Source organism: Paracoccus sp. (in: a-proteobacteria), from assembly GCF_032007265.1.
In the GTDB taxonomy this organism is placed as follows: domain Bacteria; phylum Pseudomonadota; class Alphaproteobacteria; order Rhodobacterales; family Rhodobacteraceae; genus Paracoccus.
Window position 1 is genome coordinate 1 of sequence record NZ_DALZMB010000116.1, and the last position, 11,586, is coordinate 11,586.

At 58.2% G+C, this 11,586-nt stretch carries 8 protein-coding genes and 1 pseudogene; 6 read left to right on the top strand and 3 right to left on the bottom strand.

The annotated features are described in order from the left end of the window. Nucleotides 1-785: pseudogene (locus RTS12_RS17755) on the bottom strand (type III glutamate--ammonia ligase); the annotation flags it as partial. A 508-nt stretch (nt 786-1,293) separates the two neighbouring features. Between RTS12_RS17755 and RTS12_RS17760 the strand changes: the two are divergent. From RTS12_RS17760 to RTS12_RS17780, 5 genes are all read left to right on the top strand, one after another. Beyond that, nucleotides 1,294-3,114: an APC family permease gene (locus RTS12_RS17760; protein ID WP_312530890.1), complete on the top strand. Its 1,821-nt coding sequence runs from the start codon at nt 1,294-1,296 to the stop codon at nt 3,112-3,114. 202 nt (nt 3,115-3,316) lie between these two features. Beyond that, nucleotides 3,317-4,450: an aminomethyltransferase family protein gene (locus RTS12_RS17765; protein WP_312530892.1), complete on the top strand. Its 1,134-nt coding sequence runs from the start codon at nt 3,317-3,319 to the stop codon at nt 4,448-4,450. 20 nt (nt 4,451-4,470) lie between these two features. Next, complete coding sequence (locus RTS12_RS17770) at nt 4,471-5,091, top strand: dimethylamine monooxygenase subunit DmmA family protein (RefSeq protein ID WP_312530894.1); 621 nt, start codon at nt 4,471-4,473, stop codon at nt 5,089-5,091. Beyond that, nucleotides 5,088-6,050 carry a PDR/VanB family oxidoreductase gene (locus RTS12_RS17775; RefSeq protein WP_312530896.1) on the top strand — a complete coding sequence of 321 codons (963 nt, stop codon included), beginning with the start codon at nt 5,088-5,090 and terminating at the stop codon, nt 6,048-6,050. The genes RTS12_RS17770 and RTS12_RS17775 overlap by 4 nt, the downstream gene beginning before the upstream one ends. 10 nt (nt 6,051-6,060) lie before the next feature. Beyond that, nucleotides 6,061-7,104 (top strand): DUF3445 domain-containing protein, encoded by a 1,044-nt coding sequence (locus tag RTS12_RS17780; RefSeq protein ID WP_312530898.1) that lies wholly within the window; start codon nt 6,061-6,063, stop codon nt 7,102-7,104. Nucleotides 7,105-7,146: 42 nt separating this feature from the next. Here the strand turns inward: RTS12_RS17780 and RTS12_RS17785 are convergent, their stop codons facing one another. After that, nucleotides 7,147-7,806, bottom strand: a complete 660-nt coding sequence (locus RTS12_RS17785) for a helix-turn-helix domain-containing protein (RefSeq protein ID WP_312530900.1) — start codon at nt 7,804-7,806, stop codon at nt 7,147-7,149. 396 nt (nt 7,807-8,202) lie between these two features. On the opposite strand from RTS12_RS17785, the gene RTS12_RS17790 reads away from it, so the two are divergent. Next, a complete protein-coding gene (locus RTS12_RS17790) occupies nt 8,203-10,581 on the top strand; it encodes a DUF1989 domain-containing protein (RefSeq protein ID WP_312530902.1) in 2,379 nt (792 codons plus the stop codon). 79 nt (nt 10,582-10,660) lie between these two features. Here the strand turns inward: RTS12_RS17790 and RTS12_RS17795 are convergent. After that, nucleotides 10,661-11,586, bottom strand: a 926-nt coding sequence (locus tag RTS12_RS17795) for an ammonium transporter (RefSeq protein WP_312530904.1), incomplete at its 5' end; no start/stop codon positions are given.

The window sequence follows — 11,586 nt, forward strand, 5'->3', positions numbered from 1 at the left end:
TGGGACAGGGACAGCTCGGCATCCGGGTCCAGAAACAGGTTTTTGGTGCCCTCAAGGTTCCAACCCGAAATATGGACATGACACCCCGAGCCGCTTTGCCCCGCAAAAGGCTTGGGCATGAAGCTGGCCCGCGCACCATTCTTTTCAGCAATCGCGCGCAGCATGAATTTAAAGAACGTATGCCGGTCAGCCGTCAACAGCGCGTCATCATAATCCCAGTTCATCTCGAACTGGCCGCGCGCATCCTCGTGGTCACATTGATAGGGCCGCCAGCCCATGGTGGACATGTGATCCATCATCTCGGACAGCATGCCAAAACGGCGCAAGATGGCTTGCTGATCGTAACAGGGCTTTTCGGTCCGATCCATCGGATCAAACGGCAAGGTCCCTTCGGGATTCAGCAAGAAAAACTCCGGCTCGACGCCCGTGCGGATCCTGAGCTTGGCCTTTTGCGCCAGCTGCACCATCTTGCCCAAGATGTTGCGCGGGGCCTGCATGAACTCTTGTCCACCCAGATAGCAATCGGCAGGCAGCCACGCCACATCTGGCAACCACGGCAGCTGAATGACCGCCTCGGCGTCGGGCATGGCGATCAGATCGGGATGGGCAGCGCTTAGATCGAACCAGCTTGCGAAACCCGCAAAAGAGGCTCCGGTTCGGCTCATGCTGGCGATCGCATCGCTTGGGACCATTTTCGCACGTTGCGCCCCAAAGAGGTCGGTATAGGAAATCAGGAAATGCCTGATCCCTCGCTTGGTTGCGAAATCGTGCAAATCGCGTGTCATTCCGCCTTCCTCTCCCCCGACTCGTCGCAGCCCTGCACGGCCTTGCCTGAAGGGGCAAAGCCGGCCTTTTGGCAGGCGGTTTGCTGCTTGGATACCGCATCTTGCCGTAGCGACATCCGGGTCAAACTGACCACGTAGCCCAACTGCCATGGCCGCGCGGGATGATCCTGCACCGAGAACGTATCAGCGGGAAGCCCCGGCACCACCCTGAGAATAAAATTTCGAGTAAGGTCGTAGAACTATTTAAAAAAACGTGGAATTTTCCCTTCCAGATTGTGGGGCATCTGCCCCTTCGCGCCGCCGGGACGGCTTCAACATGTACAAAGATAGCCCAAAAGCTGCGTCAATCGGCGAAATGGGACGTAGAAGATCTGCGTCAGGGCCGGGATGCGCGACAAGTTACCGCATTGCATGATTCGCAGTTTTTAACCGGGGGTAGAATTTTTTTCTTTGTAGGAAGCAAAATCTGCGCCACTCTGCCCGAACCAACAGGTGTCGGAGAAACGCAATGACGGATATCCCGCAGCCTTCCGCAATCCCACCAGCAGGCGAATACGGTCAGGTGGAAGGCCAGAGTTCCCAAAATGAAATGATGCGCAGCCTGTCTTGGCAGGGTGCATTCTGGGTGGCGGCAGGTGTGCCGCCATTGGTGCTGTTTTCGATTGGCGGTATCGCCGGGGTCGCGGGCAAAGTAGCCTTCGTCGTCTGGACGGTATCCATGTGTATGGGCTTTTTGCAAAGCTTTACCTATGCCGAAATGGCAGGGATGTTCGGCAATAAATCCGGTGGAACGTCGGTCTATGGTGCAACGGCCTGGATGCGATATTCCAAGCTGGTCGCGCCCTTGTCGGTCTGGTGCAACTGGTTCGCCTGGAGCCCGGTCCTGTCATTGGGCTGTACCATTGCCGCAGGCTATATCCTGAACGCCTTCTTCCCCATTCCCATGGCCAATAGTCCGCAGGTTGCGGATTGGATCGCGGCCCATGCCAGCAGCCTGACGGAAAGCAGTCCGCGCGTGCTGGAATGGCTGGCGGCCAACCCCGGGCAATCTGCAGCCCAGGGTATTCAGGCCCTGCTCTCGGCGGATGCGATCACGGCGCTGACCCCCGCCATCCGCACGTGGGAGGCCGCGCAGTTCACCATTCCCGCCTTGGGCACGCTGCATTTCAACACGACCTTCGTGGTCGGCGTGGCGCTGATGCTGACGATGTACACGATTCAGAAACGTGGCATCGGCACGGCGGCGGGTGTCCAAAAGGTGCTGGCGATCATCGTGCTGGTTCCCCTGCTGGCCGCCGGGATCATTCCGATCCTGACTGGCTCGATCAACTGGAGCAATGTGACCAACATCGTGCCCCCGGCTGCCGCCAACTCGCCGGTCGAGGGCTCATGGAACGTGGGCGGTTGGACCCTGATTCTGGGCGCGCTTTATATCACCGCCTGGTCCACTTACGGCTTCGAGACGGCCGTGTGCTATACCCGAGAGCTGAAGAACCCCAAGACCGACACGTTCAAGGCGATTTTCTATTCCGGCCTTCTGTGCATGCTGTTTTTCATCCTGATCCCCTTTGCGTTTCAGGGCGTCTATGGCCACGAGGGCTTGCTGGCACCGGCCATTGCCGATGGCAGCGGCATCGGAGAGGCGATGGGGCGTATGATCTCGTCCTCGAGCATCGTCATCCACCTTTTCGTTTTGCTGATGATCCTTGCGCTGATGATGTCGATCATGACGGCGGGCGCAGGCTCGTCGCGCACGCTTTATCAGGGCTCGCGAGATGGCTGGCTGCCAAAATACCTAAGCAAGGTGAATGAAAACGGTGCTCCGGTCGGGGCGATGCGTCAGGATCTGGTGTTCAATACGTTCCTGCTGGCGCTGGCCTCGGATCCGGGGGGGTATTTCTATGTGCTGGCGATTTCCAACGTCGGCTATCTGATGTTCAACTTCCTCAACCTCAACGCCGGCTGGATCCATCGCATCGACTCGCCGCATCTGGACCGCCCGTGGAAGGCACCGAACTGGCTTTTGGGCACCAATACCGTCCTTGCCTTCGTCAATGCTATCTTTCTTGGCGCAGGCGCAAAGGTCTGGGGATATTCACAGGCGCTTTGGGCAGGGCTGATCTTTGCCGCACTGATCATCCCGGTCTTTGCCTATCGCCATTGGGTCACGGATAAAGGTCGCTTTCCGCGCGAAGCCATGGAGGATCTGGGTCTGGACCCCGACGGGGATCTGGGGCCGCGACGCGCGGGCATTCTGCCCTATCTGGCGCTTTTGGCCGGACTTGGGGTCGTGCTGTTTTCCAACTGGTTTTTCGTCTCGCCCAGTTAAGCCAACGCTCAAAGCTGAGTGAAACGGCCTGTCGCACAACCCTGTGCGGCAGGCCGTTGATTTTCCATGTTTCAGGCAAACAGTTCGCAATTTTCATGCAATACTTTTCTCTTAGGAATATTCTTTTCCTTTGATTTTACGCTCCCAGAGTGCTCGCATCAGAACAAGAAGACGACGACTTGCTAAAATACGGGGGGAGAGCATGGCGAATTCTTGGCGCATTTCCACATTGGCGGACCGGCATCGGGCTTTGGGGTCCAATCTGGAAGACTGGAACGGCATGCCAACTGCCTGGACCTATGACAAGCCGATGATTGACGATTACGTCGCCATCCGGACCAAAGCTGGCCTGATGGATGTCTCGGGCTTGAAAAAAGTGCACGTTACCGGCCCTGGCGCCACACATGTGATCGAGCGTGCGACCACCCGCAACATGGCCAAGCTGATGCCGGGCCGCGCGGTTTATGCCTGCATGCTCAATGATGCGGGGAAATTCGTTGATGACTGCGTCATCTATCGCCAGGGTCCGAACACCTATCTGCTGGTGCATGGTACGGGCGCGGGCCTTGAGCAGCTGAACGCTGCCGGGGTGGGCAAAGATGTCTCGATCAACTTCGATGACAACATGCACGACCTGTCGCTTCAGGGGCCGCTTGCCGTGGACTACCTTGAAAAGCATGTTCCGGGCATTCGCAATCTGGCCTATTTCGGCCATATCCAGACTTCGCTGTTTGGCAAGCCGGTCATGATCTCGCGCACCGGCTATACCGGAGAGCGCGGCTATGAGATTTTCTGCCGCGGCGAAGATGCCCCGGCAATCTGGGATCGGATCGTCGAGGAAGGCGCTGAAATGGGGATTGTCCCGGTTCAGTTTGGCACGCTCGATTTGCTGCGGACCGAAAGCTATCTGCTGTTTTATCCCGGTGACAACTCGGAAACCTTCCCCTTCGAGAACGAAGGCCCCGGCGATACGCTGTGGGAGCTTGGCCTTGATTTCACCGTCTCGCCGAACTTTACCGGTTTCCGCGGTGCAGAAGAGCATGCCCGCCTGAAGGGCAAAGAGCGCTTCAAGATTTGGGGTCTGAAACTGGACACCGATGAGCAGCCCGAAATCGGCTCGGCCGTCTATGATGGCGACAAAAAGATCGGGGTGGTCACTCAGGGTCTGGTCTCGCCGGTGAATAAATACACCGTCGCCATCGCCCGTCTGCCCGTGGCCTATGCCAATGACGGAACCAAAGTCACGGTCAAATCGGGGGGCAAGGATGTCGCGGCAGTGACCCATTCGATGCCATTCTATGACGTCGACAAGAAGCTTCGCACCGCCAAGGGCTGATATAAAACTGAGGTAGGACCATGACGAAAACCGTATTCGCGCCCTCGATTTCGACACGGCCCGTCTATGGTGTTCTCGAACCCCACCAAGGCAGTGCCCATCTGATGGTCGCAGATGGCGAAGGGGCAGGCGCAATCCTTGACCTCTTCGCCAAGGCCGATCAGCAGGGTATGGATTTGCGTCCCAATGCGCATATCATCTATGTGAAGGCCGCCAATGGCACCGACAGGGGCGATGAACTTGCCCGTCTGGGTGCCGCGCGCTTCTATCACGGCCCCTCGCTTGCCGCCGCCATGTCGCGGGTGCGCAAAGCGCTGGGGGATGAGCATATGGGCTTGCAGATCTATCTGGCGGGGACCGAAACACTGATCGGTGTTGTTCAAAGCGAGGCGATGAAGGTCGGCTTCCCCCATGACGGGATGCACAGCGAACATCGCGGCTCTTTGGCGCGCCGGGTTCAATGTGTGCATTGCAAGGGGATCACTGAAAACGTCACCACGGATCCGATGGTCTGTAGCCATTGTGGCCTGCATCTTTTCGTGCGCGATCACTATTCGCGTCGCCTGGCCGCATTTCAGGGCGTCAACATCGATGCAGAAGACCCCGGCCTTGTCCCCGAAATGGTGGAGAAATTCCGATGAGCGGAGCACCCAAAATTCAGGCCCGCGTCGCCGAGGTCATTCCGGTTAATGCGCTGATCAAGACCTTTCGCTTCGTGCCCTTGGACGGCAGCCCCGTCCCGCCCTTTTCTGGCGGCAGTCATATTGTCGTCGAGATGAACGACAATGGCACGCGGCGTTTGAACCCCTACTCGCTGATGAGTGACCCACAAGATACCGAAGGCTATTCGATCTCGGTCAGGCGTGACGACTTTGGGCGCGGCGGCTCGTTATTCATGCACAACCATGTCGAGCCAGGGATGGAAATGACCATCTCTTACCCCGTCAACCTGTTCCCCGAAGACGCGCGGGCGCGGCGACATTTGCTGATTGCAGGCGGCATCGGCATCACGCCCTTCATTGCCCATATGGCGCAGATGGATCAGCGCAATGCAAATTTCGAGCTGCATTACGCCGTGCAAAGCCGCGCACTTGGCCAGTTTGGCGAAGAGCTTAAGCGCAGCTATGACAGCCGCGTTCATCTTTACTTTGATGATGAGGGCAGCTTTATCGATCTGCCCAAGCTGTTGCGCGGTCAGCCCCTTGGCACGCATGTCTATACCTGCGGACCCAAGGGCATGATCAACGCGGTTCATGACCATGCCGCAAAGGCTGGCTGGCCCAAAGGTGCCGTCCATTCCGAAGAGTTTCTGGCCCCCCCGGTCGGAGAGCCCTTCGAGGTGACACTGGCCCGTTCGGGCAAAACGATTTCGGTCGGCGCCGTGCAATCCCTGCTTGAAGCCATCGAGGCCAATGGTGTCGATGCGCCCTATCTGTGCCGGGGTGGCGCCTGCGGCCAATGTGAATGCGACGTGATCACCTGCGAGGGTGATATCGAACATAATGACCACTGGCTGACCCCGGATCAGCGCGCCTCGGGCAAAAAAATCATGCCCTGTGTGTCGCGCTTCGCCGGCGAGCGGCTGGTCTTGGACCTGTAAGGAGGGGCCGATGGGAGTTCAGTTCAACGACGAGACGTTTCGCAACGACTTCACCTACCGCAACTCAAAAGAGGCGATCCGGCGCTTTCCATTCCCGTTCCCCGAAGATGATTACATGTATTCGGTCAATATCGAACCGCATGTCTCTGGTCGGAAAGGCTCGGTTTTTGAACATGCTTTCGACGTAGACGAACATTACGTCGCGGAAATGGCAGACCGGGCTCGCGTGCTGGCCGATGATCCTTTGCGCTGCCAGTCGCTGCCTCATATGACCTTGGCAGGCTGGGATCTGCTTGAGCTGATCATGGACAGCAAGGCGCGTGATTATCCCGATCTGTTCCAGCTGACCAAGAATGGCAACCGCTGGCATTGGGTCAACAAGCCGCTTGGCATCGACGACACCTTTACCTTCCTGGACGAGACCACCCTGCCCTATGGGCCGATGGAATATATCACCCGTCAGACACAGGGCGATTTTACCTTGCAAGATCAGCGCGAGGACAATCTGTGGATCGAGGCCGGTATGGTCACAAGCCAAGCGGACTGGTCCTTGGATTTCGACATCGGCATGAGCTTTCATGAGTGGCACGCCCCGGTGCCGCTGGCCGGTGGTATGGGAATTTTTGATCGGGCGCTGAAATTCCTGCTCAAGCTGCAATATGGTGCGCCGGTGCGTCGCTTCAACTGGACGATGACGGTCGATCCGCTTTTGGACACCAGCCCGGAAAACTACCCCAAATGGGGGCCCACCAAGGCCAGTTTGACGCCCGAAACCGTTGGCTCGCGCCAGCATCTTCGGGTCGAGCTGCAAACGCTGTTCCGGCTGCCGCGCTCGAATGCGATCGTCTTCCCGATCCGCTGCTATTTGATCAGCTTCCAAGATCTGGTCACGCAGCCGAAATGGGCACGCCGCCTGCATCGCATCCTGCAAACCCTGCCCGAGGAACTGGCCGAATACAAAGGCTTTGCCCGCAATCGCCAGCTGCTTGTGAACTATCTAGCACAATATGACGACGGCGCGCCAACCTCGCTTGGCTGGTGGCCCGACGAATAGACGCGCCAAAGCGCGTCCACGGCTCCGGGGATTGCCCCGGAGTCAGGTCTGAGGATAGCAGATGATCGACAAATAGCGCGCCGGCAGCTCGATCAGCTCCTCCGGTCCGTGCCGCTCATCGGAATCAAACAACAGGCTATCGCCGGGTTCCAGCACAAAAATCTGCTCGCCATGGCGATAGCCGACCCGGCCTTCGATCATGTAAAGCAGCTCGATACCGTCGTGTTGAAAGGTCGGAAAGACATCCGCCTCGCCGGTGAGCACGATCAGATAGGGTTCGACCACAACACCTGAACTATTGGCACCGATATGGCCAAGCAGATGGTATTGATGACCGGCCCGCGTGCCGCGCCGTTCGATCTCGACATGCTGACCAGCTTTGACATGCTGCACCTCGCGACGCTCTTCATAGCCCCGGAAAAAGGTGGTGATCGGCACAGAAAGCGCATGGCTTAAAGTCTGCAATGTCGTCAAGGACGGAGAGGTGATCCCGTTTTCGATCTTGGATAGCATGCCAATCGAAATATGGGTCCGCGAGGAGAGTTCGACCACCGTCATACCCTGCTGCTGGCGCACTGCGCGCAGCGCTCGGCCGATAGCCGTTTCCAGGTTCCGCTCGCCCGTGTCGCGCACCTGATGGGGGTTTTGCTTCAACGCAGTGCTGGACTTGCTGCCAGCTACCAGTTTTGTATCGATGGTCATGTCTACTTCCACCTTTGCCCGGGCCGTAGCGGCGACCCTTATGTTCCGGTCTTGGATCAATATCCGCAAAGCCCATCTTGGACGGGAAATCAGGAATACTGGATTAACTCCTGAACGCACCGGTTGCAGGCACATTCGCCTTTTCGGACCGCAGTCAGGATTCAAAAAAGTCGCTTAACTATTGACGCTGAAAATAAAATTTCAATCTTAATTTTTCGTCGATCAGCTCTGAATGATGGCTATGGCTTAGGTTTGACCGGGATCTGGTGACGCCATCTGATACTGTGGTATGGGGTCGCGGACAAACCGGTTGCGAGCCGCGGAGGGCTTCGATATTGTCTTTCTTACAGTGAAAGAATTTTTCCGCTAACGCAACCCCTAACCGGCGAGATTGCAATGCTGGATGAGCGTTTCCCACAAGTCCTGTCTGGTCCGCCCCGCGCCAGTCGCTTGATCCGTCCGAACGGAATTCTGCAACACAATGCCCCCGAGCGCTATGAAGTTGCGGGTGGCAAAGCCCTGCTTGTTGCCCTTCGCGAGGGCGATCAAATCCGCATCGTGAACCACGAGGGCGGACAACGATGCGAGCTGGTGGCAGCGGATGATACGGGCCGGATAGATCCCGGCGTCATCGGCGCCACCTCGAATTCGACGGCCGAGGGCACGCGTGCATTGCTGGCGCGCGGCGATCAGGCAGGTGATGGCCTGTCGGGGCTGCGGTCGGGCCTGAAACGGCGCGGCATCGACTTGGCAAAAGCGGGTGCTGTCAGTTTTTTCGACCCCGGCACCAAGGCTGGAACCGAGGAAAGCTTTACTGCCTCAAGGCCCGGTCATTTGCTGATCGCAGCCCCCGCAGAGCAGATGGACCCCCACAGCCAGGACACGGCAACGCCTTTGGTGGTCTTTGTCCAACGTGCCAAGCCGCGTCAGGTCGGTCAGTTTGATCTGCCGGAGCCTTTGGCCGATCCCATTCTGGATCTGCGCGTCTCCTCGGCCACCGCCCGGGCCTATTTCGTCAAGGCTGGAGACTATTTTCAGGTCTTGGATGTGGACGGTCGCCAATGCACCGATTTGCAATGCTTTGACGCGCGCAAATTGGAAAAGGGCATCGAGCGTCCCATTGATGTCACCACATCGCGCACGATCATGGGCCATGCCTATTCGATGCCGGGTCTGCATAACAAATACTATGATCAGGACATGACCGCCCTGATCGAGGTCGTGCAGGACACTGTCGGGCGCCATGACGCTTTTGCCATGGCCTGCGCGGCGAAATATTACGACGACATCGGCTATCCGGGCCATATCAACTGCTCGGACAACTTCAACTATGCACTGTCGGAATATAACATCGCGGCGCGTCCGGGCTGGATGGCGGTCAACCTGTTCTTCAACACCGCAATCGATGCCCATGGTGTGCTGATCTCGGACGAGCCCTGGTCACGGCCTGGCGATTACGTTCTGTTCCGAGCGCTGACCGACATCGTCTGCGTCAACTCTGCATGTCCAGATGATACTTCGCCTGCAAACGGTTGGTACCTTAGCGACATTCACGTTCGCACCTATTCGGGTGCCGAGAAATTCCAGCGCGCCGCTGCTTGGCGCCCCACCCCGAATGCGGAGCCGCGCATGACCAAAGAAACCGCCTTCCACGAACGGACCTCGGCGCTGACGCCGAATGTGGTCGATTACCGCGGTTACTGGCTGCCGACCGTCTATTCCAACAATGGCGCGATCGACGAATATTGGGCCTGCCGCAAGGCCGCGGTGGTCATGGACCTGTCGCCGCTGCGCAAATTCGAGATCACCGGCCCCGATGCCGAGGCGCTTCTGAACTATACGATGACGCGCGACGTCTCGAAACTTGCGGTCGGTCAGGTCGTCTATACCGCCATGTGCTACCCCTCGGGCGGCATGCTCGACGACGGCACGATCTATCGCCTGGGGCGCGACAATTTCCGCTGGATCGGCGGCGAGGAATACGGCGGCGAATGGCTGCGCGAACAGGCTGAAAAAGCCGGTTTGCAGGTCATGATCCGTTCCTCGACCGATCAGATGCACAACCTTGCCGTCCAAGGCCCGAATTCGCGTGAGATCCTTAAGCGGTTCATCTGGACCGCCGAACATCAGACCAAGATCGAGGATCTGGGCTGGTTCCGCCTGACGCCTGCGCGTATCGGCGGCCCCAAAGGCATTCCGGTTGTCGTCTCGCGTACGGGTTATACGGGTGAGCTTGGCTACGAGATTTTCTGCCACCCGCGCGACGGATCTGCGGTTTGGGATGCCGTTTGGGAAAATGGTCAGGATCTGGGACTTAAGCCGATGGGGCTGGATGCGCTGGATATGGTGCGCATTGAATCCGGTCTGATTTTTGCGGGATACGACTTCTGTGCTCAGACCGATCCGTTCGAGGCCGGTATCGGCTTTACGGTGCCGCTGAAGTCGAAACAGGTCGATTTTATCGGCCGCGAGGCGCTGATCCGGCGCAAAGAGACCCCGGCCCGCAAATTCGTGGGCCTTGATGTCGATGCCAATTTGCTGATCGGTCATGGCGATGGAATTTTCCAAGGCCGCGCTCAGGTGGGTGAGATCACCTCGGCCACGCGCTCGCCGCTTTTGGGCAAGAACATTGCTCTGGCTCGCGTCGATCCGACCGTCGCCACGCCCGGCACCCAGCTAGAGGTTGGCAAACTTGACGGCCAACAGATGCGCATTCCGGCAACAGTCGTCACGCTATCGCATTACGACCCCAAAAAGACTCGCCCGCAAAGCTAGGGCAGATCGCGTCCGAAGGGATCAAGACAAGCCGATGGCCGGGTGCAAACCCGGCCATTTTGTCGTGATGCTGACGATATTACTGATGATAGGCCTGCTCGCCGTGGCTAGAGATATCAAGGCCCTGCCGCTCATCCTCGCGCGTGACACGCAGGCCGATGGTCAGATCAATCAGCTTGAACAACAGATATGAGATGACCCCGCACCACAGGATCGTCACCACGACGGCTTTGGCCTGAACCAAGGTCTGCGCCAAAATGGCATAATCTGCGCCGCCGGTGCCGCCCAAGCCCGGAGCGGTGAAAACCCCCGTCCCAAGCGCACCCAGAATACCTGCGACCCCATGGATGCCAAAAACATCAAGGCTGTCATCATAGCCCAGTTTGATCTTCACCACTGTGACAAAGTAATAGGCGCCGACTGCCCCGATCACGCCAAGTGCCAAGGCCCCCATTGGCCCTACCGTTCCCGCCGCAGGCGTAATTGCAACCAGCCCGGCCACCATGCCCGAGATCCCGCCCAGCAGCGAAGCCTTGCCGCGCGTTGCCCATTCCAGCCCCGCCCAGGTCAAGATCGCAATCGCAGGCGCGGCAAAGGTGTTGATCATGGCCAGTGCCGCATCCGGCCCTGCCTCTAGCGCGGATCCGGCATTAAAGCCAAACCAACCGACCCATAGAACCGCAGCACCAGTCAGCGCCAGCGGCAAGGAATGAGGCGCCATCATTTCCTTCATATAGCCAATCCGCGGACCAAGCACCAAGGCACCGACCAGCGCGGCCACCGCGGCGTTGATATGCACCACCGTGCCGCCTGCGAAATCAAGCGCGCCCCAGCCAAAGATCAATCCGGCGCTGTCCCAAACCATATGCGCCACCGGGAAATAGACGAATATCGCCCACAGCAGGCAAAATGCCAATAGCGCCCCGAATTTGACCCGCTCGACCAGACCACCGATGATCAATACGGCGGTAATTGCGGCAAATGTCATTTGAAACGAGATGAAGA